Annotated in this window: 24 protein-coding genes; 14 read left to right on the forward strand and 10 right to left on the reverse strand. The window is 41.5% G+C overall.

All coding sequences use genetic code 11. The annotated features are described in order from the left end of the window. Positions 1–147: 147 nt before the first annotated feature. Entirely contained in the window at positions 148–1,179 is a 1,032-nt protein-coding gene (locus ACFO6W_RS10295) for a FecR domain-containing protein (protein WP_379996030.1), read from the reverse strand. A 126-nt stretch (positions 1,180–1,305) separates the two neighbouring features. Between ACFO6W_RS10295 and ACFO6W_RS10300 the strand changes: the two genes are divergently transcribed. After that, complete coding sequence (locus tag ACFO6W_RS10300) at positions 1,306–1,857, forward strand: RNA polymerase sigma-70 factor (RefSeq protein WP_379996032.1); 552 nt, start codon at positions 1,306–1,308, stop codon at positions 1,855–1,857. A gap of 338 nt (positions 1,858–2,195) precedes the next feature. Then, positions 2,196–2,843, forward strand: coding sequence for a DUF1349 domain-containing protein (locus tag ACFO6W_RS10305; RefSeq protein WP_379996034.1), 648 nt, complete (start codon positions 2,196–2,198; stop codon positions 2,841–2,843). A gap of 34 nt (positions 2,844–2,877) precedes the next feature. On the opposite strand, the gene dprA is transcribed toward ACFO6W_RS10305, so the two are convergent. The 3 genes from dprA to ACFO6W_RS10320 are packed head-to-tail and all read right to left on the reverse strand — an operon-like array spanning position 2,878 to position 6,032. Beyond that, the gene (dprA, locus tag ACFO6W_RS10310) at positions 2,878–3,999 is read right to left on the reverse strand and encodes a DNA-processing protein DprA (protein ID WP_379996036.1); all 1,122 of its coding nucleotides are present in this window, start codon (positions 3,997–3,999) and stop codon (positions 2,878–2,880) included. Further along, positions 4,000–4,671 carry an ABC transporter ATP-binding protein gene (locus tag ACFO6W_RS10315; RefSeq protein WP_379996038.1) on the reverse strand — a complete coding sequence of 224 codons (672 nt, stop codon included), beginning with the start codon at positions 4,669–4,671 and terminating at the stop codon, positions 4,000–4,002. Between the two features lie 41 nt (positions 4,672–4,712). Further along, entirely contained in the window at positions 4,713–6,032 is a 1,320-nt protein-coding gene (locus tag ACFO6W_RS10320; RefSeq protein ID WP_379996040.1) for a UDP-glucose dehydrogenase family protein, read from the reverse strand. A 394-nt stretch (positions 6,033–6,426) separates the two neighbouring features. Between ACFO6W_RS10320 and ACFO6W_RS10325 the strand changes: the two genes are divergently transcribed. From ACFO6W_RS10325 to ACFO6W_RS10375, 11 genes are all read left to right on the forward strand, one after another. Next, entirely contained in the window at positions 6,427–7,341 is a 915-nt protein-coding gene (locus ACFO6W_RS10325; RefSeq protein WP_379996043.1) for an AraC family transcriptional regulator, read from the forward strand. Positions 7,342–7,499: 158 nt separating this feature from the next. After that, positions 7,500–8,528, forward strand: coding sequence for a 23S rRNA pseudouridine(2604) synthase RluF (gene rluF, locus ACFO6W_RS10330; protein ID WP_379996045.1), 1,029 nt, complete (start codon positions 7,500–7,502; stop codon positions 8,526–8,528). Positions 8,529–8,755: 227 nt separating this feature from the next. Beyond that, positions 8,756–9,259 (forward strand): RNA polymerase sigma factor, encoded by a 504-nt coding sequence (locus ACFO6W_RS10335; RefSeq protein WP_379996047.1) that lies wholly within the window; start codon positions 8,756–8,758, stop codon positions 9,257–9,259. Continuing rightward, positions 9,249–9,848, forward strand: coding sequence for a hypothetical protein (locus ACFO6W_RS10340; RefSeq protein ID WP_379996049.1), 600 nt, complete (start codon positions 9,249–9,251; stop codon positions 9,846–9,848). The genes ACFO6W_RS10335 and ACFO6W_RS10340 overlap by 11 nt, the downstream gene beginning before the upstream one ends. A 230-nt stretch (positions 9,849–10,078) precedes the next feature. Then, positions 10,079–13,774, forward strand: coding sequence for a phosphoribosylformylglycinamidine synthase (purL, locus tag ACFO6W_RS10345; RefSeq protein ID WP_379996051.1), 3,696 nt, complete (start codon positions 10,079–10,081; stop codon positions 13,772–13,774). Between the two features lie 66 nt (positions 13,775–13,840). Next, positions 13,841–15,316 (forward strand): G protein-coupled receptor family protein, encoded by a 1,476-nt coding sequence (locus tag ACFO6W_RS10350; RefSeq protein WP_379996054.1) that lies wholly within the window; start codon positions 13,841–13,843, stop codon positions 15,314–15,316. Positions 15,317–15,320: 4 nt separating this feature from the next. Further along, positions 15,321–15,734 (forward strand): acyl-CoA thioesterase, encoded by a 414-nt coding sequence (locus ACFO6W_RS10355; RefSeq protein WP_379996056.1) that lies wholly within the window; start codon positions 15,321–15,323, stop codon positions 15,732–15,734. Positions 15,735–15,744: 10 nt separating this feature from the next. Then, positions 15,745–16,146, forward strand: a complete 402-nt coding sequence (locus tag ACFO6W_RS10360) for an acyl-CoA thioesterase (RefSeq protein WP_379996058.1) — start codon at positions 15,745–15,747, stop codon at positions 16,144–16,146. A gap of 76 nt (positions 16,147–16,222) precedes the next feature. Then, positions 16,223–16,942 (forward strand): histidine phosphatase family protein, encoded by a 720-nt coding sequence (locus tag ACFO6W_RS10365; RefSeq protein ID WP_379996061.1) that lies wholly within the window; start codon positions 16,223–16,225, stop codon positions 16,940–16,942. Continuing rightward, positions 16,939–17,868 (forward strand): hypothetical protein, encoded by a 930-nt coding sequence (locus ACFO6W_RS10370; RefSeq protein ID WP_379996063.1) that lies wholly within the window; start codon positions 16,939–16,941, stop codon positions 17,866–17,868. The genes ACFO6W_RS10365 and ACFO6W_RS10370 overlap by 4 nt, the downstream gene beginning before the upstream one ends. 46 nt (positions 17,869–17,914) lie before the next feature. After that, entirely contained in the window at positions 17,915–18,784 is an 870-nt protein-coding gene (locus ACFO6W_RS10375) for a cation diffusion facilitator family transporter (protein WP_379996065.1), read from the forward strand. Positions 18,785–18,788: 4 nt separating this feature from the next. Here the strand turns inward: ACFO6W_RS10375 and ygiD are convergent, their stop codons facing one another. From ygiD to ACFO6W_RS10400, 5 genes are all read right to left on the reverse strand, one after another. Next, entirely contained in the window at positions 18,789–19,619 is an 831-nt protein-coding gene (ygiD, locus tag ACFO6W_RS10380; RefSeq protein WP_379996067.1) for a 4,5-DOPA-extradiol-dioxygenase, read from the reverse strand. Between the two features lie 173 nt (positions 19,620–19,792). Beyond that, on the reverse strand, positions 19,793–21,484 hold the full coding sequence (locus tag ACFO6W_RS10385; RefSeq protein WP_379996069.1) for an LIC_10190 family membrane protein: 1,692 nt from the start codon (positions 21,482–21,484) through the stop codon (positions 19,793–19,795). A 95-nt stretch (positions 21,485–21,579) separates the two neighbouring features. Next, a complete protein-coding gene (locus ACFO6W_RS10390; protein WP_379996071.1) occupies positions 21,580–22,785 on the reverse strand; it encodes a DUF763 domain-containing protein in 1,206 nt (401 codons plus the stop codon). Positions 22,786–22,811: 26 nt separating this feature from the next. Beyond that, positions 22,812–23,720: a tRNA (adenosine(37)-N6)-dimethylallyltransferase MiaA gene (gene miaA / locus ACFO6W_RS10395; protein WP_379996073.1), complete on the reverse strand. Its 909-nt coding sequence runs from the start codon at positions 23,718–23,720 to the stop codon at positions 22,812–22,814. Next, positions 23,720–24,271, reverse strand: coding sequence for an IS1096 element passenger TnpR family protein (locus ACFO6W_RS10400; RefSeq protein ID WP_379996075.1), 552 nt, complete (start codon positions 24,269–24,271; stop codon positions 23,720–23,722). Before ACFO6W_RS10400 ends, miaA begins: the two co-directional genes overlap by 1 nt. 201 nt (positions 24,272–24,472) lie before the next feature. Here ACFO6W_RS10400 and ACFO6W_RS10405 point away from each other — a divergent pair, with 201 nt between their 5' ends. Then, on the forward strand, positions 24,473–24,943 hold the full coding sequence (locus ACFO6W_RS10405) for an outer membrane beta-barrel protein (protein ID WP_379996077.1): 471 nt from the start codon (positions 24,473–24,475) through the stop codon (positions 24,941–24,943). Positions 24,944–25,036: 93 nt separating this feature from the next. Here ACFO6W_RS10405 and ACFO6W_RS10410 read toward each other — a convergent pair whose 3' ends face one another. Beyond that, positions 25,037–25,678 (reverse strand): DUF6891 domain-containing protein, encoded by a 642-nt coding sequence (locus ACFO6W_RS10410; protein ID WP_379996079.1) that lies wholly within the window; start codon positions 25,676–25,678, stop codon positions 25,037–25,039. Positions 25,679–25,804: the final 126 nt, after the last annotated feature.

The raw sequence follows: 25,804 nt of genomic DNA on the forward strand, positions 1-25,804 counted from the left end.
GAATTTTAGTCAACATTGATTTTGGACCCATCATGTCCAAAATGATTAAGTTCTCCTGACAAGGGTAAGTGGCTGCTTACCCTTGTTTTTTTAGTATCAGATTAGTATTCCTTCCCCATAGGCATTCTATTTTATAAGTTGTCAGTATTATTTTAGCCATACATCGATTCGCTGTCTGGCCAGTGTAGAATCTGTATTCTGTACCGGCGTGCTGAGTTTCCATTTTATAGGGGCGGCAGCTTCCAGATACGTAAATATTTGTTGGATCGTTTCGTCTGTAAAAGTAACACGTGCGCTATATACTTCCGACCGGTTATACTTGTCGTGTAATATGATGTCCACATTATAGCGACGGCCCAACTGATGGAAGACTTCACTCAACCGGGCATTCCGGAAGACTATTTTCCCGTCTTTCCACGCCAGTTTCTCGTATAGGTTTATCCGGCTGACGGTTATCTTGCGGGTTATTTCGTCATACACAGCCTGCTCGCCGGGACGAAGTTTGGTCTCCATCCGGTCTGCTGCAAACATACTCACACTTCCCTCCGCAAGAATAGCCTGAATCTTACTATTTTCAGTATTTACATTGAAATGGGTGCCATAAGCCATTATTTTAGTACCGGAAACGGTTGTTACAAAAAAAGGATGTTTCTTGTCTGATTGGACCTCAAAATATCCTTCGCCGATCAGCGTTACTTCCCGTATATCTCCTTCGAACGAATTGGGGTAACGAAGGGTGGAACCGGCATTGAGCCATACTTTCGAATGATCGGGCAGCTCAAAGCGGGAGATTGAGCCAGGGGCTGCCGTAATTTCGGCATATACCGTTCCGGACGGCAATTTTTGGAAAGCCATATAGCCAAACACAGCGGAAGAAAGTAGTAATGGCAGGAATAATATGGCCGCTGCACGTGATATTATATGACGGATTATGGCACGTTTCCTGCGTTTCTTTATGGTTCGGAAGACTTGCCGGAATCCTTCAGCGGTATCGTATGACTGCAATTCGCGAATGTTTTTTTCGACCGATACGGCATGGGCGACAATCTCCAATTCTTCCGCGGCCGAAGGATGGTTCGCTATAAAGCCGTCTACCTGTTGCCGTTCTTCGGGTGTCGCTGTACCATTGCAATAACGGTAGAAAAGTTCTTCTTTACCTTCAAAATTCTGTTCATCCATTCTTTATACTTTATAAAATATGATATATAAATAAGACAATCTTATTAGAAAAAAGTGCCAACTTTTTTTAACTTTGTCAATATTTATTTAGCGTATTCACATGAAATGAATATATCCTCGCATATCTTGGACCTGGATCAACTGCTAGAGAAGGTAGTAAACCTTGACGATGAAAAAGCGTTTGAACAATTGTTCCAACTTTTTTATTCGCCGTTACAAAATTATGCCAAAAGATATATTCACAATCAATCGGTATATGAAGATATCGTCCAAGAGGTATTTGTTTCGTTGTGGGAGAACAGGAAAACACTACATATTGTATCAGTACGTAATTATTTGCTTGTTTCGGTACGTAATCACTGCCTCAATTTCTTGAAAAAAGAAGGGCTTACCTACCGATATCAGGAGTTCGTCTTAAAAACGGCCTCTCAAAAAAATAACGAAGATCTCTATTTATTGACCGAACTTTACGAAATGTTGGATAAAGCGCTTGCTAAACTTCCGGAAACATATCGCATGATATTTGAAAAGCACCGTATTGAAAAAATGTCATATGAAGATATAGCTGAAGAACTTCACATTTCTGTCCGTACCGCCAAGAGGTATAAATGTTATGTAATGGATGTACTAAAGAAGGAACTGAAAGATTATCTAACTCTCATGATGCTTATAATTTGAAACTGAGACATTTGGTATCCGGGGGATAGAGAAATACTATAATGAAAAGAGAATAAAAGATTATGTCATTGCAGATCGTTTATGGCATTGTTAGAAGAACTAAAGTCTTCTTGACATTATAGATTCAGGAACTGTCTCTGGAAATATTGTAATATGTGGAAAATAAATCTATATTTTCAGGAGGAAATATTATTCATTCATACCTGCAGCGCCTGTGTCTTACTATATAGGGCAAAAGGTTACTACGCAACACACGGGGAACGTCCGAGCGAACAGGGACCGGACTGGAAATATCCCAAAATATCGGCTATAAACATAAATTAAAATAGGACAACAGGATGAAAAAAATTATCATTTGCCTTCTGGCAATTATCTCAGTTCAGTTAGCAATGGCCCAAAGCCTTGAAAAGATGCAATGGTTCAACGAACCCGAAAAATGGGAAGTGAAGAATAATACATTAAGTATGTTCGTTACCCCGCAAAGTGATTACTGGCGCATCTCACATTATGGTTTCACGGTAGATGACGCACCTTTTTACTATGCAACCTATGGCGGCGAATTCGAAGTGAAAGTAAAAATCACAGGCGATTACAAGGCCCGTTTCGACCAGATGGGATTAATGCTTCGTATAGACCACGAAAATTACATAAAAGCAGGTGTGGAATTTGTTGATGAGAAGTTTAACCTGAGCACCGTTGTCACTCACAAGACAAGCGACTGGAGCGTTATCACGCTGGATAATACCCCACCCTATGTATGGATTAAAGCAGTAAGAAGACTCGATGCCGTGGAAGTATTCTATTCCTTCGACGACAAAACATATACAATGATGCGTAACGCTCATCTACAGGATAACATCCCCGTTATGGTGGGGCTAATGGCAGCATGTCCGGACGGGAAAGGCTTCGATGCCAAATTTGAAAACTTCAAAGTAACACATCTACCGGATCAGCGGCGTTTGCAATGGCTAAAGAATAATCAATAATGAAATGGGGGCGATAATATTCGTCCCTTATTATTTAGCTAAGGGCATACATATTCCCCGGCAGATTCTTTATCAGCCCTTTCATTTCCAACTCCAGAAGGGTGGTAAATAATTGATAGGCGGGAATGTTCAGTTCTCTGGCCAGCTGGTCTATATGGAGTGACTCTATTGTTGCCAGCTTATCTGTGACGGCCTGTTCTTCATCTGTAAGAATTACAAACAGGTTTTGCTGACGCGGCATTTTTTTCTTTTTCTGAGATTCATCGTCCCAACCCATTTGCTGGAGGAAATATTCTGCCGATTGGAACAGATCGGCTTTGTGCGAAGCTATCAGCTTATTGCACCCGCGCGAATACCTGTCCGACATCCGGCCGGGTACAGCGAATATATCTTTACAGTATGAGCCGGCAATCTCAGCAGTTATCAGCGAACCTCCTTTTTCGTCCGATTCCACGACTATAAGAGCATCTGCCAGACCTGCCACAATACGGTTCCGGCGAACAAAGTTATAACGGTCAGGTTCGGTCTTGCCCGGAAAATCGGAAAGCAAGCCTCCTTTTTCCAACATCTCTATCGCGGTTTGCCTGTGTACAGCAGGATAAATCATATCCAGACCGTGTGCCAGCACTCCCACCGTAGGCAGGTTATATTTAAGAGCCGCCCTGTGCGCATGTATATCTATCCCATAAGCAAGGCCGCTGATAATAAGAGTACCGGGCAATACACCTGATATCTTTTCTAAAAATGTATCGCAAAAGCTATTGCCATAATTCGTTGAATTGCGGGTACCGACAATGCTTATAATCTTATCTGCGTTAAAATCAGCTTTTCCTTTGAAATAAAAGAGCACCGGAGCGTCAGCACAATCTTTCAGACGGTGAGGATAATCCTTATCACTGATAAAATAGGTAGAAATACCATTCTTTTCTACAAATTCCAGTTCCTTCTCCGCCTTATTCAATACTTCCGGATTTAATATCTCCCCTACCAGTTTGGACGGAAGCCCCTGAATACTTAATAACGATTTCCTGCCCGACCTGAATATTTCTTCTTCGTCACCCACCACCTGCAGCAGATTACGCGCGGTAATATCCCCTACTCCCAATATGCGGGTAAGGGCGATCTGATAAAGACGTTTATCAGCAGATATACTCATTTATAAAATTTCAGGCTGATTTTCCAATATCATACCATCTTTCATATGAATGGTACGGTCTGTTATAGAAGCCAGATGTTCATCGTGAGTCACGATAACAAAAGTCTGACCAAGTGTATCACGCAGTTTGAAAAACAGTTGGTGTAGTTCATCTTTATTTTCAGTATCCAGACTACCTGACGGCTCATCCGCAAGTATCACTGCCGGATCGTTAATCAGCGCGCGCGCAACGGCCACCCGCTGTTTTTCCCCCCCCGACAATTCATTTGGCTTATGTTCCATACGGGACGATAAGCCGAGCATATCGAGAAGTTCTTTCGCTTTGGCTTTGGCCTGCGATTCTTTTACTTTACCGATAAGAGCCGGAATCATTACATTTTCCAATGCCGTAAATTCCGGTAATAGCTGGTGAAACTGAAATACAAATCCGATATTCTTATTGCGGAAATCCGAAAGACGGGAATCGTTGAACCTGCTCAGGTTCTCATTCTTAACATAAACAGTTCCGCTATCGGCTTTGTCCAGTGTTCCCATGATTTGCAACAGAGTAGTTTTTCCCGCACCACTAGCTCCCACTATAGAGATGATCTCACCTTTTTCTACACGTAAGTCAATCCCTTTCAACACTTTCAGGGAGCCAAAGCTTTTAGTTATTCCTTCTACTGCAATCATTTTATATCGAATTTGCTAATTCCCGAATCTGCTTATTATAATCAGATGCCTATCCCGAAATAATCGAAACCTGCATCGTTCATTTCCTGTTTATTATAGATATTACGCCCGTCAAAAACAACAGGTTTATTCATCGTTTTCTTAATAACTTCCCATGTCGGCAGGCGGAATTCGTTCCATTCTGTTACCATCAGGATAGCATCAGCATCAAGGGTCGCATCATAAATATCTTTGGCATATACGATAGTATCGCCTGGTTTATGAAGCCTTGCTTCTTCCATAGCCACAGGGTCATAAGCCCTTACTTTACCTCCTGCCTTTAATATCTTATCTATCAACACAAGAGACGGAGCTTCGCGCATATCATCTGTTTTTGGTTTGAAAGCTAATCCCCATACAGCGATGGTTTTCCCTTTGATATCCCCGTTATAATATTTCATCAGTTTATCAAAAAGGATATTTTTCTGACGTTCATTCACATTTTCCACAGCCTCAAGTATTTCCATTTTGTACCCGAGCTTATTAGCTGTTTTAATAATCGCTTTTACATCCTTAGGAAAACAACTTCCTCCATATCCACAGCCCGAATACAAAAATTTGGAACCGATACGGGCATCCGAACCAATACCCTTACGCACCATATTTACATCCGCACCTACAATTTCGCAAAGATTCGCTATATCGTTCATAAAGCTGATACGTGTGGCAAGCATGGCATTAGCTGCATACTTAATCATCTCCGCAGAAGGAATATCCGTATAAATTATACGGTAATTATTCAGGGTAAATGGTTTATATAGTTTTTCCATCAGTTTTTGAGCTTCTTCCGTCTCCACTCCGACAACCACACGGTCAGGCTGCATAAAGTCCGTAATAGCGGCCCCTTCTTTCAGAAATTCAGGATTTGAAGCCACATCGAATTTCAAATCGGACAAACCTCTTTTATCCAATTCTTCACGTATAGTCTTTTTTACCAATTTAGCTGTGCCCACCGGTACAGTGCTTTTGGTAACGATCACCATATATTTATTCAGGTTCCTTCCTACTGTACGAGCTACCTCAAGCACATATTTAAGGTCTGCGCTGCCATCCTCATCCGGAGGCGTCCCCACAGCTGAAAATACAATATTAACATCGTTCAGTATTACGCTCAGGTCGGTAGTAAAATGCAAACGTCCGGCTTTATGGTTACGTTCTACCATTTCATCCAGTCCAGGTTCAAAAATGGGTATAATTCCATTTTTCAGGTTCTCAATTTTCTTCTGGTCTATATCTACACAATAGACTTCTGTACCCATTTCAGCAAAACAGGTTCCTGTGACAAGACCGACATAACCTGTACCAACAATTGCGATTTTCATTAATGATAAATTTTATTTTGCGTTTTATAAATACTTGTGATAATATACGAACTTAATCTGTTTGACTTTCTGGCACAAAGATAATACATTTTTAGTAAATCCGTACGCATTATAATTAATGTACAAATTTGACCGGAAAACTCAAAGATTATCAAATTTGTATATATTTTTCTTGCAACTTATAACTTAATTTTAAAAAAAATGCCTGTATGGTTCCGATATTTCAACAGTTGTTCCCTGCGATAAAAATTGATTGTGACATTGGTTTGATGTTGGTTTAGCGAATGTAAAAATATAATCTTTATATAGATGAAAAACCCTTCCATTTTTCAAGAACATGGAAAATATCATTATCTTAGCAGGTCAAAACCAACGTTATTTAATCGGAACAATCATGGAAAACATTGAGATAGCCGAGGGTTTCAAAGGAGAGAAAGCCATCGTTACGCCCTATAACATAAGGGAATATCAGGAATCGAACGAAATAACCAGACAATTATATGTAACCCACATCGGTTATTACCCGGATGCAAAATATCATTTTCGGCAAAGAATGGAAGGAACTAATGAGAATATCCTCATCTATTGTGAAAAAGGTAAAGGATGGATTGAATGCAAGGATGAAAAGTATATCCTTTCAGGAAATCAGGCATTTATCATTCCGGCGGGTGAAAGCCATAGTTATGGGGCAGACAGTCACAATCCCTGGAGTATATACTGGATACACTTCAACGGAAAAAATGTGCATATGTTCAGTTCTATCATCGGGAAACACCTGATTATAAAAGAGTCTGACAACAGCAGATATAACGACCGTATCACTTTATTTGAAGACATGTATCAGAATCTGGAAATGGGATATAATCCTGAAAACCTCGAATATATCAGTTTCTGCCTGATGCACTTTCTGGCTTCCCTTAAATATCTTACCCAGTTCAGGGAAATTAAAAATGTGAAAGTAGACGATGTGATACAGCAATGCATCCACTATATGAAAGATAATCTTGAAAACAAGATAACCTTGAAAGATATTGCCGATGCTGTAGGCTATTCAAGTTCTCATTTCACTACATTATTCTCCCAGAGAACTTCTTTTTCGCCTATGGTATATTATAACCAGCTGAAGATACAGAGAGCATGTTCTTTTCTCCAGTTCTCAGACCTAAAAATCAAAGAAATAGCTTTCCGGCTGGGATATTATGACCCGTTCCATTTTTCCAATTCCTTCATCAAGGAAATGGAAATAACTCCGAAAGAATACAGGAGAAAATACCAGGAGAACAAAAGGGACAACATAAAAGACATTTAAAATAATCAACAACTAAACGGCTAACAGCTAAAATATCATAAATAAAGGTTTCAAATACTGATCTGCATTATCAATGAATATTCCATCAAACAGAAATAAACAAAAACAAATTAATTATCTTTGCGCGAAATCATTACCCTACATCACATAAATTAGAAATGGAATATAGACTAAATAAATATATCAGCAACTCCGGATTTTGTTCCAGACGTGAAGCCGACCGCTTTATAGAAGAGGGCCGTGTAACTATCAACGGTAAACGCGCCCAAGTGGGAATGCGAGTTCTTCCGGGACAAAAAGTGAAAGTAAACGGAGAACTTATCATAAACAAAATCGAGCCGGTATACATCGCTTTCAACAAGCCGGTAGGCATCGTCAGTACTACCGATCCGCAGGAAAGAGATAATATCATCAATTTCATACGGCACGAACAACGGATATTCCCCATCGGACGACTGGACAAAGATTCTCAGGGACTGATCCTGTTAACCAATGATGGTGATATCGTGAATAAAATACTGCGGGCCGGAAATAACCATAAGAAAGATTACCTCGTAAAAGTGAACCGCCCTATTACCAAAGACTTCCTTACACGCATGGCACAGGGTGTCCCCATACTTGACCGCGTCACCCGCCGATGCGAAATTGTAGAAATAAACCCCTATATGTTCCGCATATCGCTTATACAAGGACTAAACAGGCAGATCAGGCGCATGTGCGAATATTTCGACTATGAAGTTCTTAAACTCGAACGCATACAGATAATGAATATCAAGCTAGGTGATCTGGGACAGGGAAACTGGCGCAACCTGACACACGCCGAACTGGAAGGCCTATTCGATTTGCTGGAAAACTCCGAAAAAACAGAGACAAATAAGGCTTCGAGCAATAAAGCCTTTAACAAAGCCCTTGAAGAATTTGATATAAAAACCGACTACAGGAAAGCCAGCATTGCCGCTAAGTACGGAAAGACCAATAAAACGGATAAACCGGGTAATACAAATAAGAAAATGTCGAGTACCCCTTCTGCGCCCTCCGAAGAAAATGAGAATAAGGTAAAACCTAAACGAAGAGGTAAACCGGCCAGCGGACTACGTGTAGGCAAGCAGAAAGTTGCCGCCAACAAACCGAAAGGTGGTCCGAAACCAAAAGCGAAAAATCAATCTAAAAAGAAACCTCTGAAATAGGATTTTCAATTCTTATTTTTCTCAGAGTCTGAATTCTAAATCTCCGCTAAATAAAATCCTTTTTAATTTGGCAGAGATTTAGAATTCAGTTTTTTTTGTGAATCCGAAACGGATAAAAAATAAATAGACAATAGATAATCGATTATAATATTCAAGACAAATATTGTATTTTTTGTAATAAATCCAGGTTGAGTCCGACTATATAGTAACAATGAATATTTTTGGTAATGGAATCACTCAAAAAAGATTTCCTTGAAATTCTTTCCAACTATCAGGGAATCATACATAAAATTTGCCTTGTGTATTTCCGAACAGAGACCGACAGGCAGGATAATTTTCAAGAGGTCGTTTATCAGCTATGGCGATCTTTTCCCAAGTTGGAAGACAAAAGAAAGATAGGTTCGTGGATGTACAATGTAGCCATCAACACCTCTATCTCAAAGATACGTACCGACAGCCGTTTTATCACACAGGAGTCTTTTCCGGATTCGCAACAGGGAGTCGACCCTCACAAGGGAATGGATAAAAAAGAAGATATGGAAATATTACTCGAAGCTATCCACCGGCTCAACGACCTCGACAAATCGCTGATGCTACTCTACCTCGAAGAACGCAGTTATGAAGAGATTGCCGAAATACTCGGCATATCGAAGTCGAACGTTGGAACACGGATAAACAGGGCAAAGAATGAATTGAAAATCCAATTAAATAGATTAAGTCATGGAAGATAGTACATTAAAAGATTTCTGGAAATCAGAAATAGACAGCAAAGTAAGCAGTTATACAAAAGATGAACTAAACGAGATATTATTGGCCAAGGCCAGAACTTCGATACGCAAATTCTACCCTCTCGATACCCTGCCATTTATAGCGGTGGCATTTTTGCTGTATTTGGTATTATCGGCTGTAAGCCGTTTACATGATCCTCTTTTTGTAATAGGCAATACGATCCTTGCAGTCTCAATGATTGCGACATATATATCCAAGATTATATCGTTCTCTAAAATGAACAAATACACCCCTAATCAACCGTTGAAAACATGGCTCAAATACAGAATAGATATTTTGGAGAAATCGTCATATTCATTATCAAATCAGTTTGTTCCTCCGGTCGTTTTTATACTTACGCTGACTTCTGTCAATGTATATATAGCAAACAGGCCTTACCTGGAATTCCTTCTGTCTCCCGAATTCTTTACAGCCCTGCTCGTAGGTACTTTTGCCGGGGTTCCTCTGGCTTATCTCATAGCCCGAAAAAACAGGAATAATCGGATAAAGAATCTGTATAACCTCAGGAAATTATATCAGCAAATAGACTAGGAAAATAAAATGCTGCAGAAGGATACGAAGAGCCTGTTTAAATTTTATATATATAAAGTTTAAACAGGCTCTAAAAGCAATATGGATTTATTTGTCATATATTAAAATAAATCTGTTCGGCAATCAAAAATTAATAAGCGTTCACTATCTATATTTATATTATTTTATAATTCTTTTCACTACCTTTGTATGCCTATTAAAAAGTCAATTTATTAACTTGAAATACAAATATGGTTTCCTTCTTTCAAACCCCTTCCAAGAACATCATTGCTGTTCAAACAAACTCAAGTCTTAACGCCGATTTCATCCAACGTCTCACATGGGCATTCAGTGGTGCAACATTGCTCGAAGCAGAAAATATCCCGGGCTTTTTTGTTGGTCCGCGCCGCGAAATGATTACCCCGTGGAGTACCAATGCAGTGGAAATCACGCAGAATATGGGTATCGACGGAATCATGCGTATCGAGGAATTTTTTCCGGTAGATACAAGCGACGCGAAACATGACCCTATGCTTCAACGTATCTATGACGGGCTGGATCAGGAAGTATTCAAGATTTACAAACAACCTGAACCGATCATCGAAATAGATGATATAGAAGCCTACAATCAGCAGGAAGGCCTTGCCCTCAGTGAAGATGAAATAGAATATCTGAACGAAGTAAGCAAAAGACTCAACAGGAAACTAACCGACAGTGAAGTATTCGGATTCTCGCAGGTAAATTCGGAACATTGCCGCCATAAAATTTTCAACGGCACATTTATCATCGACGGAGAAGAGAAGGAAAGTTCACTTTTCAAATTAATAAAGAAAACATCCCAGATAAATCCTAACAAGCTGGTATCCGCATACAAAGACAATGTAGCCTTCAGCCAGGGACCGGAAATAGAACAATTTGCACCGGAAAAAGGAGAAGAACCCAGCCTTTATCAGAAAAAATCAATCAAATCTGTTATCTCCTTAAAAGCTGAAACCCATAACTTCCCTACCACCGTAGAGCCTTTCAACGGCGCTGCTACCGGTTCGGGAGGTGAGATCCGTGACCGTCTGGGCGGAGGAAAGGCATCCCTGCCAATCGCGGGAACCGCCGTATATATGACATCCTACCCGCGTACAAAAGCAGGGAAGGCATGGGAAGAAACTATGCCGGAACGCCCCTGGCTATACCAGACACCGGAAGAAATACTGATAAAAGCATCGAACGGGGCATCCGATTTCGGGAACAAATTCGGACAACCTCTTATCTGCGGCTCATTGCTTACATTCGAACATCAGGAAAATCAAAAGAAATTTGCATACGATAAAGTAATCATGCTGGCCGGCGGTGTCGGCTTTGCGAACAAACGCGATGCGTTGAAAGGCGAACCTGAACCGGGCGAAAAAGTAGTTATCCTCGGAGGAGACAACTATCGTATCGGTATGGGTGGAGGCGCTGTATCATCTGTAGACACAGGACAATACTCAAGTGGTATAGAACTGAACGCTGTGCAACGCGCCAATCCCGAGATGCAGAAACGTACCGCGAATGTGATACGCGCTCTGGCAGAATCGGACAACAACCCGATCGTATCCATCCACGACCACGGGGCAGGAGGACATCTAAACTGCCTATCGGAGCTGGTAGAAGTTACCGGAGGAAAAATAGACATATCAAAACTGCCGATTGGCGACCCTACCTTATCGTCAAAAGAAATTGTAGGAAATGAAAGTCAGGAGCGTATGGGCTTGCTTATACCTGCCGATGCGGCCGAAAGAATTAAACGCATTGCGGAACGCGAACGTTCTCCGATGTATGTTGTCGGAGAAACCACTAACGACATGAAGTTTGTATTTGAACAAGCAGACGGGAAGCGTCCTATCGACCTCAAACTGGAAGACTTTTTCGGAAAAGCGCCGAAAACAATCATGCGCGACGAGACAATTGAAGAAGTTTATACAAATCCGGAATACGATCTGTCCAAACTGGAAGAATATATCAAGAACGTGCTACAGCTGGAAGCCGTTGCCTGCAAAGACTGGCTGACAAATAAAGTAGACCGCTCGGTAACAGGCAAGGTTGCACGCCAGCAGACACAGGGAGAAATCCAGTTGCCATTAAGCGACCTTGGAGCGGTAGCCCTCGATTATAAAGGGAAGACTGGTATAGCAACATCTATCGGCCATGCACCGCAGGCTGCGATGGTAGACCCGGCAGCAGGTTCTGTGCTGGCAATAGCCGAATCGTTGACAAACATCATCTTTGCACCGATCGAAGATGGACTGAAAGGCATTTCATTGAGCGCAAACTGGATGTGGCCTTGTAAGAATCCGGGAGAAGACGCAAGATTATATAAAGCAGTAGAGGCCTGTTCGGAATTTGCCTGCGAACTGGGAATAAATATTCCGACAGGTAAAGACTCTCTGTCGATGACACAGAAATATGGAGATGACAAAGTATATTCACCGGGTACGGTAATTATATCGGCTGCGGGTGAGGTGAAGAATATCCGCAAGATCGTATCTCCGGTGCTGGCATATATCAAAGGAACTTATCTTTATTACATCGACTTTTCTTTCGATACGTTCAAACTCGGAGGCTCCGCCTTTGCTCAGACAATGAGTAAGCTCGGTGAAGAAGTACCGACAGTAAAAGACCCGGAATATTTCAAGAATGCATTCAACGCTGTACAGGAACTGATAGACAGGGGACTGATACTTGCAGGACACGATATATCTGCCGGAGGACTTATTACCGCTATGCTGGAAATGTGCTTTGCCAATCCGCAGGGAGGGCTTGAAGCCCGCCTTGACAAACTGCATCATGCTGATCTGATCAAAGTATTATTCTCAGAAAATCCGGGTATCCTTATTCAGGTGAAACATCACCACCTGGTAGAAAAAATACTGGATGATTACGGCATCGGCTTCGCCATTGTTGCCCGCCCTATCGAAGAGCGCAAATTTGTTATCCAAAAAGATACTTTCAGTCAGGAATTCAATATAGACGAACTGCGTGATGTATGGTTCGAACCGTCATACCTTCTCGACAGGAAGCAAAGCACCGAAAAACTAGCATTGCAACGTTTCGAAAATTACAAGAAGCAACCGCTTCAATTCAAATTCAACCCTTCGTTTACAGGTAAATTCGCTCAATACGGTATCGACCCTGACAGAACTACCCCAACAGGGCTGAAAGCTGCTGTTATACGCGAAAAAGGCACGAACAGCGAACGGGAGATGGCTTATTCCCTGCATCTCGCAGGGTTCGACGTAAGGGATGTGCATATGACCGACCTTGCTTCGGGACGTGAAACCCTGGAAGATATCAACCTGATAGTATTCTGCGGAGGATTCTCTAACTCAGACGTACTTGGTTCGGCGAAGGGATGGGCCGGAAGTTTCATATACAACGATAAGGCAAAAGAAACCCTTCGTAAATACTACGAACGCAAAGATACACTGAGCCTCGGAGTCTGTAACGGTTGCCAGTTGATGATGGAACTGGATCTCATCTATCCGGAACATGACAGGCATCCGAAAATGGAACACAACACATCTCATAAATTCGAATCGACTTATGTAAGCGTTGAAATTCCGCAAAACAATTCAGTGATGCTGGGTTCACTGTCAGGCAGCAAACTGGGTATCTGGTCGGTACACGGCGAAGGACGCTTTGCTATGCCAAAGGCAGAGTCCGAATATAATGTAGTTGCCAAATATATATACAGTGAATATCCGGGAAACCCTAACGGTTCCGATTACAATATTACGGGAGTTGTGTCGAAAGACGGACGCCATCTGGCAATGATGCCTCATCTCGAACGCTCTCTCTTCACTTGGCAGTGCGGCCACCATCCTTTCGAACATCGTAAGGATGACTTTACTCCCTGGATGGAAGCATTCGTGAATGCCAGGGAGTGGGTGAAAAAAGTGAAAAATGAGAAGTGAGAAATCAGAAGATACATATATTAAACAGGCATGGGTCAACAGCCCGTGCCTTTTATCCTTATTCCAATGACTAAAAACAACGATACATCAAATTCCATCTTTATGTTCCTGAAAGCGAAAGAGCAAAGGACAGACTGGATTATACTGATAGTAAGTTGTATAATCGGATATATCGTACTAAAAACATGTTATCCTTATCCTGCTACAATTTCCGATTCCGGTACTTATGTACATGCGGCAGCTGAAGATATGTTTACATTCTATCGCCCGTTCGGATACTCGTACTTCCTGCAGATAGTGCACGCGATATCTCCGGGTATCCATGCAGTATTTATTGTGCAAACAATCCTATATTTCTTTTCCGTTGCAGCTTTTTCTTTTGTATTGAAATATGTAATTCCGCCTGTAAGTTCTGTTTTCTGGCGGATTTTGTTATTTTTGTTTGTTTTCAGCCCTGTCGCATTCTACATGTCGAATGCTCTGATGAGCGATCTGCTGTTTGCCGTGATGATTTATTTCATGCTGGCATCATTCATTTACTATATCAGGACAAAAGGCCCTGCCGCACTTTGCCTGTTCCTTATCTCATTGTTTTTCGCTTTGCATATCCGCTATTCGGCCATTATGTTCCCTCCACTGTTTATATGCTTTTTCTTTATGGTAAAAGGAAAGATGCGCTGGATAGGAATAGCTGCAACCCTGGCTGTTACGCTTATTTTTTACAATCAGGTAAAAAGAGAGATGCATAAGACAACAGGGTTCGACCAATTTTCGACCGGATTCGATGGATGGCAGCTGGCAAATAACGCGATGCATGCCGTACCTTATATAGACCTGAAACCTGAAAAGATAAAAGACCCCGAAATGAGGATATTGCATCAGTACATGCTGACACAGACAGATGTAATAAAAGAACGGACGAAAGACGGAACGGAAGCCGTTGCCGCATTTATGTGGATAAACGACCTACCTCTGAAGCAGTTCATGTTCTCATATATCCAACAGACCGGACAAGGATATTCACCTTCGTGGATATGGCTGGGAAGCCGCAATTACAAAGAATATGGCACTTATATCATTAGCCACTATCCTTTGCAGTTTGCACGATACTATTATCTGCCGAACAGTAAGGAAGTATTCTATCCCGCCCACCACGAAATCATCGGAAAATATTATCCGATAAATATGAAAAACGTATTGGAATGGTACAAAATTCCCGAAAACACCAATCTGGATGCCAGATACACTATTTATAGTGATTATTTAGATAAACCGATAACAATATCATACCTCACCGCATGGCTCATTATCGCCGTAGCCGCAGTACTTTCCATAATATGGAGAAAACATCTGGAATGGGGAGAAAACGAGCGTAAGATATTCTGGATAATCGTTGCTGCCGGAATACTATATTATGCTGCTACTGTATTTGCCAGCCCCGTTTCCACACGGTTCTGGATACCGATGAATGCTATATTCTTCGGGGTGGCATACATATTGTATAACCGGATAATGGCGTATAAAAAAATAAAGAAGATATAAAACAATGAATAAGACATCTATATACGAATATAAAATGAAAGTTCGCGACTACGAATGCGATGCGCAAGGCATAGTGAATAACGCTAACTACCAGCATTATTACGAAGTAGTCCGCCACGAATTTCTGGAGCAACACGGGTTGAACTTCTACGAGTTGCATGAGCAAGGTATCGATGCTGTAGTAGTAAGTGTCTATATACGGTACAAACATTCCCTGCGCGGAGCCAATGATTTTATCTGTACTGTCGATTCCATCGAAAAAGATGGTATCCGTTATATTTTCAACCAGAAAATCATTCGGCTGAAAGACAATAAAGCTTGTTCGACAGCGAGGGTAGAAACAGCCTGTATGGTAAACGGAAAAGTGGGAAAACCTGAATTATTCGATAAAGCTCTCGGACATTTGCTAACCAGCTAATCACAAAACTATGGCTCTGACTTTTGAAAACAATATGAAAGTACGCGACTACGAATGTGACTCGCAGGGCGTGGTCAATAATGCTATCTATCTGCATTATTTCGAAGCTACCCGCCACGAACTGATGGAAAGATGCGGCCTGCGATTGCGCGATCTTACAGAGGCTAATATCATCCCCGTCGTACGGAATGCCAATATCAGCTACAAAAGTTCCCTCCGCGGCTCAGAATGCTTCATTTGTACTGTCAACATAGATAGGAAAGGGGTCAGGTATTATTTCCGTCAACAAATAATCCGTGTGCCCGACAACACTTTATGCGCTAGTGCTGTTATAGAGGTAGTGTGTTTAATGGATGGTAAAGTTTCCACGCCGGATATGTTCGATAAAGCTTTTGCAGACTATATAAAATAATATACTAATTATCTAATATGCCAATATACCAATGGAATGATAAAGATATTATATTGGTACCTTAATAATTAAAACAATGAGTTCAAAGATTACATTATACATTGCCCGTCACGGCAAGACAATGATGAATACCCTCGACAGGGTGCAGGGTTGGTGTGATTCACCGCTAACGAAAGAAGGTATAGATGTAGCCCGCTATCTGGGCTACGGAATGAGCGATATAAATTTCCGTACTGCTTATTGCAGCGACCTGCGTAGAACCGTGCAGACAACCAAAATAGTTTTGGGCGCCAAAGGACAGGAAGACATTCCCGTGGTCGAGCTCTCAGGATTACGCGAAGCATGCTTTGGTAGTTTCGAAGCCGACTTTAATCATCATATGTGGCATAGTGCCGCTTTATACCTCCATCACACGTCCTCTGAAAGTATGATTAAAGCGATTATGGAAAAAGAGATCAGCTACCGGGAGGTACTTGATGCCGTCAAAAAACTGGATAAAATGGGCATGGCTGAAAATTTTTCCCAGGTAGAAGCGCGCACTCAGGAAAGTCTTCTCGAAATAGCAAAGAATGAGTCTCAACATGGCGATGCTAATATACTGGTTATCTCGCACGGGATGAGCATACTGGCTATGTTATTAGGCTTGGGAGGAGACAAATTATTCAAGAAGCCATTGGAGAATGCAGCTGTATGCAAGGTTATTTACCACGACGGTAAGTTTACAGTCGAATCGATGGCAGACATGAGCTATGTGGAAAAAGGTAAAAAAGAAGCGGTTACAATATCTGGACAATGAAAAAAATATATTTAATAATATTCCCCGTCTTATTTAGTATCACCCTGTTTGCGCAGAAAGAAACAGTTCCGGCATTTGCATATGACAGTACAGCTAATTTCCTGGGCAAAAATGCAATGGGATATACAGGGCAGGAACTGTACCTGAAAGGATTGGATAAATCATCCCAATCTTTCGGATATAGCGGTTTTATACTTAAATACAAGAAAGACGACGACCTGTTGAACGACGAAAAAAATATATATAAACCGAACGATAATTACAATTCCCGTTACGAAGATCTGGCCGGTAAGTATTTCCGTGTAATAGAAGTGATCCGCCACCCGAGATCAAAAACAGAAGTAAAAGATTACAGTGACGAATTCTATCTGAAATTACAGGAACTTTCGAATGGTGATATTATGTATTATAAATATAATGCCGAATCCGACTACACCTTCCCTTTTCTCGTAAGAGGCTTTTTCGAAAAGCAGAAAGAATTACTGACAGGAAAAGAATATGTAATATCGGACGATATATTAAGGATGTCCCGTAATTTGGTTACAGGCAAGGCTCTGATTTTCACCACCGGGCAGACATGGAAATGTACGGATGTGACTATGGACAATACGATGAACGAACTTTCATTGGTCCTGCAAAATACTAAGGGCATAAAAACAGTTATCCCCTACTCCGCTATATTGAATAATGAGAGTATAAAGAAAGTATATACTGCGGCTGAAGCTTCAGCCCTGACAAGAAAATATAATGCAAATAATTTCCGCCGTATCCTGCAAAATAAAATCAGGGTTGGGATGACAAAGGAAATGACCCGCCTGGCATGTGGTGAGCCAACAGAAATAAAAGAAAACGGAAATACGGAACAATGGTCTTATCCTGCTGGAAACCTGACTTTCAGAGGTGACAAAATTACAAGTACAAAATAAAATCCAATTATTTAAAACTGTATATTTGTACTTTAAATATAGATAAATGGATAAAACCCAGACAGCCCAAAAGGCATCTATTTTTAGTATAATAGGCAATACTCTTTTAGCTGTATGCAAATGGCTGGCAGGATATTTCGGTAACTCCTATGCCCTGATTGCCGACGCAATTGAATCCACCGCTGATATATTTTCTTCCATTCTCGTTCTCTTAGGCATAAGGTATGCCAGCAAACCTGCGGATGAAGACCACCCATACGGGCATGGGCGGATAGAGCCGCTTGTTACCTTCGCGGTTGTAGGCTTTCTTATCATTTCTGCTACAATTATCGCAATAGAAAGTATAGAAAATATACGTACGCCGCACGAAGGCCCCAAGCTATTTACATTATTTGTACTGGGAGCAATCATTATCTGGAAAGAATTATCGTACCGTCTGGTAATAAGAAAAGCAAAACAAACAGGAAGCACATCTCTGAAAGCTGACGCCTGGCATCACCGTAGCGACGCTATTACTTCTGTCGCAGCTTTTATAGGAATATCCATCGCTATTTATAAAGGAGAAGGGTATGAATCGGCTGACGACTGGGCAGCATTATTCGCAGCGTTTATTATCCTGTATAACAGTTACCACATACTGAAACCTGCATGGGGAGAAATGATGGATAAAGACATGTATACGGATATAGCCAACGATATCTGCGATTTTTCAAAAACAATAGACGGAGTGGCAGATACCGAAAAATGCCATATCCGCAAAACGGGAATGTCTTACTATGTAGACTTACACATTATTGTAAATAAAAATATTACAGTGAAAGAAGGGCATGACATTGCCCACGAACTGAAGCGCAGGCTAATAGCCCATAAACCCGAAATAGCAGATGTGCTGATACATGTAGAACCTTCAAGATGAGCCTCTATCCTATTACAAGTGAGGTCATACTCAGAGACCCGGCGATTACCTTATCATTGAAAATCCGAACCGGTTCATTTTTCTGCCTCAAAGCCAAAGTATAAAGCAATGGAATATAATGCTCGGGTGTAGGAATAGCCAGACGGGCTGCATCGTGCAAACGTGTATAATCTATCAGGGAATGGAAATCGCCGTTCAATATCTTATCTTTGAATAAGTCATTCAGTTCGAAAGCCCAGTCGTAACCATATTCTGTATTGAAATCATCCCCTTCGATGCGTACCATCCGCAGATTGTGAACCATATTTCCGCTACCTATCACCAAAACACCTTTACGACGCAAAAAAGCCAGTTCCCGTCCCAGGTCGTAATGATACTGCATTACTTGGAAATGGTCGATGCTCATCTGCACTACCGGGATATCCGCCAGCGGGTAAATGTGTTTCAACACGCTCCAGCTACCGTGATCGAGTCCCCATTCGTAATCTTCTCCGATGGCAACATCGTTTATACGTTCTCTTACTAAATCCGCCAGTTCTTTCGATCCCCGGGCAGAGTATTGTTGGGCAAATAATTCACGGGGAAAGCCATAAAAATCGTGTATCGTCTTAGGTTCGTTCATGGCTGTGACGAAAGTCCCGCGTGTTTCCCAATGGGCGGAAATACAAAGAATGGCCTGTGGTTGCGGAAGATCCTGCCCCAAACTGGTCCATGCATGTACAAACTCATTATCCTCAATGGCATTCATGGGTGTACCATGTCCGACAAATACAACCGGCATAAGCGGCGTATCCTGAAACTGCATGGCTTGTTTATGTAAGTCTTTTAGTGTCATAATTTTATCTCAAGAGCTTGTTTCAATTTTATTTGTTTCTATCAGAACTATCCCAAGTCCGATTTATTCTTCTTCGAAACGGTAATCGAGGAGCATCAGAATTGAATAAAAGAATAAACCAAACGAAAAAGATTAAACACCCGGTAAATTGTATAGTTCAGTCTTCTGCCTTTTTAATTTTCCTTTTCCCTGAAACCTTCCTGCAAGGTTTTACCTCTCATCTCCAGATTCTTTATGTAATTGTTGCTGCAAGGTATGACATGGTCATAACAACCACCATCAAGAGGTTTAAAGAATTCTGTGTTGTTCAATTTGAATATCTCCATTGTCACAGGATATTTATCGAGGCGGGTTTGTATGCTTTGCGGCTTATAGAATATCTCTGCGTAAGACACATAAGGCTCTTTTACAACAAGGAAGTAGCGGACTGATAATACTCCGAAATAGGCTATCGTAGCTACCAGAAACACATTTGCAGGTAAGGACCTGACCGGATTTCTAAAATCTTTGAATAACAGATAGACCGGAATGGAAAATACGATGGCTATAAATCCATACCCGAACCTCACGGCCGGAGCCATTACCAGCCAGAATATAAAGCCCATCAGTCCTATAACCCAGACGAGCAATAGCACAGAATATTCTTTTATAAGCACCTTCTTCCTCAACAATGCCCCGAGCATCAACAGCGGGGAAACCAGACCTGCGCCTGCAATACAAATGTCGAGCGGATGCCTTTCTCCCAGCCATTTCTGAACCTTTACAGCTAATGGCATATCCAGAATATAGTCGCTGGAGTTATACATGGCATCGTAGCTGATGGCAAAAGATTCGATATACCGCTTCGATTCTATACTGTATTCTACAGGAAGTTTCCAGTCGAAAGTAAATAAATCTACTGAAGGATAGGGATGTATAAGATAGCCTGATATAATTACATTACGTACCAGCCATGGGGCAACAACTATCAGGGCAGAAATACAAATAAAAGCTACGGCTTTATAATTCTTCTCTTTGATAAACAGAATAAGAAGGTAAAGGGATACCAGGCAAATAAACACAGTAGACACTTTCAGAGTGATGCAGAATATCGGGACCAGCCAGAAGAGTATACTTTTTTTCTTCAGGTTTTGCTGGCCGGCTAAAAGAGTAAATAATAGATATACGATAAGCAGGTTAGGTAATAAGTCGGCCGAAGAGCAACCTATATGCGTCTTATATTCCATAAAGAACGGAACGAATACGACAATGAACAAAACAATAAGAAACAGCCGTTGACGGCCGGCCTGCCTGATTATATATGCCATCATAAACACCATACATAGCGCGTTTATTCCAAAGACAAATTCTCCGGTCAACGGGCGCAGGCCAAATGCAGAGCATAAAAGGAACAGGTTGCTGTTGAAGCCGAAACGTTCTTCCAGATTTGCCAGGCCGGGTACGACATGGTATTCCTCATTCCACAGTATATTCTGCAGATGGTAGTAATATATATCGGGAAATTGCGGCGGTACAAGAAAGAATAACATAAATAGCAATCCGGCAGAACCAATTAAGATAACCTGCAATGGAGACAGGCTTTTGATAACGGTCCGTACTTTAGTCACAATATCTTTTCTCCTGACAGCAATCAGGTAGAGAATTGAGATTACGCCCAGAGTAGCGGCTATCTTTATACCGGAAGGCAACCAGATGGATGTGATGCAGATTATTGTTCCCGTAATACACAGGCCGATAAGGAATGTCTCAAAGAATGAGTAGTCTTCATCCCTTTTCAAGACTTTCGAATAAAGGCTGACGAATATGTCTCCAAATGAAAAGAAAACAAGCGTTATTAAGAACCAGCACAATATAGCGGCAATCATCCGGGTTGTTTTAAAGTTTTATAAAGAGACTGCAAAATTACGAATTTATTCTGTTAAACTAATATATTTCGCTCTGTATTAGCGGAGTCTCATAGTCAGTCCCACAATTTCAGTTGTGTCCCTTCATCTTTCGGCTTCCTGGTGTCGCCGAATACCGTTTTTCCTCCGTACTTATATGATGTATTACGTTCGTGCTGTACCAGATCGTCGAAATAGTTATTTGGAGTATATCCCCTCTCCATTTCCTGCGATATTTTAGAGAGGTTTTTCAGAGCTTCCGATTTATCTTTGTCTCCCAGTTTCGCCTGATGAATAGCCTTGTCGAAAATCCCGATAGTTTCGTCGTACACGCGTGTAGGGACAGGAAAAGGATGCCCGTCTTTTCCCCCGTGGGCAAACGAAAAGCGCGCCGGGTCGGAGAAGCGCGATGGCGTACCATGTATCACTTCGCTGACCAGTGTGAGTGATTGTAAAGTGCGGGGACCTACTCCTTCGAGCAGGAGCAGGGATTCCATATCAGAGACATCTGTTTCATGGGCAAGAATGAGCGCGGCTCCCAAACGTTTCAGATTTACATCTTCGGCCCGTACGTCATGATGGTTTGGCAAAATAATTGAAACTTCTTTCATCAGTTTATCCGGAGTTTCTTTTGTCAGTTCCAGAATCCCTTCTTTGGCCGGGGCTGCGAGTTTATCCGTCAGGTTAAGGATCAACCCTTGATTCTTTCCGCAAACAGAAGTGTGCGGCTCTTCCATAAAGGATTCAAGAGAAGACGAAAGCCAGTGATAGCGCCGCGCCATACGGTTGCTTCCGTTCATCCCCTGCTGGATAACAGTCCATTCTCCATCGATAGTTACAACAAAAGAATGCAGGTAAAGTTGGTAACCATCCTGAACGGCCGTATTATCTACCTTGGCCGATAATTTACTGTTCCTTACCAGTTCATCTCCGTTCAAACCTGTTTTATTAGCTATCTCAATAAGCTCGGCAGGCGTTTGCCGTGAAGATTTTCCCCGTCCGCCGCAAACGTAGACACCCAATTCGGCGGAACGCTTGTTTATGGCCTTCTTTAAAGCATTCATCGCTGATGTGGTAATACCTGACGAGTGCCAGTCCATACCCAACACACATCCCAATGACTGGAACCAGAACGGGTCACTAAGCCGCTGCAACAATGCCGGACGCCCATATTCGATAACGATGGCTTCGGCAATGGCTCCGCCCAGAAGGCTCATACGCTGGGCCAACCAAGGGGGTACTGTCCCGTAGTGAAGGGGTAAATCGGCATGTCCTCGTTTCATCCTTCTAAGGTAAGAAAAAAACAGGTTCAAGAACCCGCTATGGCAATTATCTTTTGTAAAGCCTCACTATCAGTCGTTTCCGACAGATTTATCCAGTGTATATCTTCATCCCGCTTAAACCATGTCATTTGTTTACGGGAATAAATCCGGCTGTTTTGCTTTATCTTTTCGATGGCAAAATCGAGAGTCCATTCGCCATCCAGATATTTGAAAAGTTCTTTGTATCCTACTGTATTCAGGGAATTGAGATGGCGTTGCGGATAGTATTGTTCCGCTTCTTCAAGCAGGCCTTGTTCCATCATTTCATCCACCCGTTGATTGATACGTTCGTAAAGCTGTCCGCGTTCGCGCGTCAGCCCTATCTTTACAATGTCGAACGGACGTTGCTTCTTTGTATTGGTACGGAAAGACGAATATGGTTTTCCGGTCATCAGGCAAACTTCCAGCGCATGAATCACTCGTTTGTAATTTTTGAGATCTACTATATTGTAAAAATCCGGGTCGATAGTTTTCAATTGGTCACGAATGGGTTCCAGTCCTTCTTTTTCGTATAGGTCATATAGCTCTTTTCTCAGTCCTTCGTCTATTGTAGGCACGTCGTCTATACCGTTGCATAACGCGTCTATATACATCATGGAGCCACCTGTGGCAACCAGCACATCATGTATTTTATGCTGTTCCGCTATTATATTCAATGCGTCCCGTTCAAACTCACTGGCACTGTAATAGTCTGTGATACCGAGCATACCAACAAGAAAATGCTGCACTTGCGACAATTGCTTTGTCGTAGGTGCAGCAGTTCCTATTTCCAGTCCTTTGAAAAATTGCCGGGAATCGGCAGAAATAACGGGCGAACGATAGTGCTCTGCAAGATTGAGGCTAAGCTCCGTTTTCCCTACGCCGGTAGGGCCAAGCAGGACTATAAGCTGTTTCATCAATACTCCTCGTCGCTCGGTAGCGGAGCGTTATCCAGACCGTCGAAACCTTCAGCATCGAGCTCGTCCATGTCATAACCTTCGTCTCCATAGAAATTCTCTCCTATATCAAGGGAGGAAGAGGTTGACGCTACTGTGTCGAAATCAACGACCTGTGCAGGCGGATTTCCGATAGATTTGGTGCAGACGGCTTCTTCCATATTTTTTCCTGTGATAATTTCGCGCAATTCCATAAAGAACGCGCGTTCGGTCAGATAGTCGAATACATACATAAGTTTCTGGCGCTCATCTTCCAGAAAATCATTCAATACGGATGCCTCCATTGTGTAAGAGTCTTCTTCGGGGCTTGTATCCATTTCCACAAGTGTGATTTCCTGTTCTTTTTCCCAATCGTCGCTGCAAATAAAAAATGAAGCCATTTCGCCTTCTTTATAATCGACCGATTTGACAATAGCTTTGTGCAGATCAAAGAATGTAGCATCTGCATCTATCTGAATTTCACGTTTGAAGTCTTCCACTTCATCCGATAAAAGTAAAAATCTGAATACCATTTTCAATAGACATTTTTATTCTTAATTCAAAAGTAGTAATTTTTTTATAAAGAGCATAAAATCATATAAAAAATGAGTTCAACAAAGGGATTCTTTTCATGAGAAGCCATAGCAGCGAGTGAACCTATTCAATATTTTATTGTTATAGATAAAAGAAAATCGATCAAAAACTCATTTATTTATAAACTAATTTATCACAAGATGAAAAAATTACTCGTACTAATAGCTCTGATAGGCCTTTCTATGGGAGCTTTTTCCCAAAGCGGTTCTAAATCAGTATTAGTTAAAGCCGGATATCAAACAGATTATGAAAGATTCGGATTAGGCGTTGAAGGTCGTTATTCTATAACAAACAATCTCCGGTTGGCACCGGATTTTACTTTCTATTTTCCGAATAATCATCTGACCGGATTGGATTTTAATGCGAATATACATTATGTATTTCCTATCCAGAGCGGTTTTTCATTATATCCTCTGGCTGGCGTTGCCATGGTGAATAATCGCTGGTCTCACGGTGGGCATTCCGACAGCAGTACGGATTTCGGTGTGAATATCGGTGCAGGAGGCAGTTATGATATAGGGAATAATGGTTATTTGAACCTTGAATTTAAATATTCGTTCCAGGATGTAGATAATGCAAATATCATGTTAGGATATGGTGTAAGATTTTGACAACCGTTTGATAAAAAGAGGCGGGAGAAACCAGTATTAGTTTTCTCCCGCCTTTTTTTATTTTCTGACGAATTTTAATTTTACCAAAATATCTTATTCTTCCATCAATTGTAAAACGCGGGCATAACCCCACTTTTCTTCCACATCATCATCGGAAATAAATACATTTTGCCAGTTGAAATCTTTTATTTCTATTCTTTTTGACGCAGAACCATTCCAGTCGATGGTAAAACCTGCTTCTTTAAGAGCTGCAGCCACTTTATTGCCTATAAGGATGGCTTCCTTATCATTCTTCTCTTTTTCCCCATAGAATCCGATAGAAAGCGTTCCGGTTTCTATCACACGCTCCAAATCCTGTCCGTGATAGTAACAGTAGCCGATAGGCTTAATACCTTCGTCTTCCAGATCTGTCCATACATCCTGCACATCATAGATAGCATCGGATTGGGTATATCCGGCGTTATGCAAAGCAACTATCTTTTCCTTACAGAGTGTATCAAATACCACACGTAGTTTTTCCGTATCGGTTGGATGCTGCCATGTTTTGCTTTCGTCCTCATTCTTTTTGTATTCCCTTTCAAATGTTTCACGAATCCATTCTTCGGAAATTTCGCTCTCCCAGCCCTCATCTTCTACGGCCTCCAGCGCATCGTTAATAATATCTTCTAATGCTTCAAATCCTGATTTTATACTAATAAGGAAATGATCGTAGAGATATTTTTCATTTTCTGTCATAGTGTAAAAAAAAATTGTAGCCCCCATCCCTTCCCAAAAAGGGGGCTAAGAGTATAAATTAATAGTATTTATGTTATCGAATAGCCTTTCCATTATCATTTGTCGAATATCTTCCCCCCGGTGAGA

It is taken from the genome of Dysgonomonas termitidis, assembly GCF_042654545.1.
Lineage (GTDB): Bacteria > Bacteroidota > Bacteroidia > Bacteroidales > Dysgonomonadaceae > Dysgonomonas > Dysgonomonas termitidis.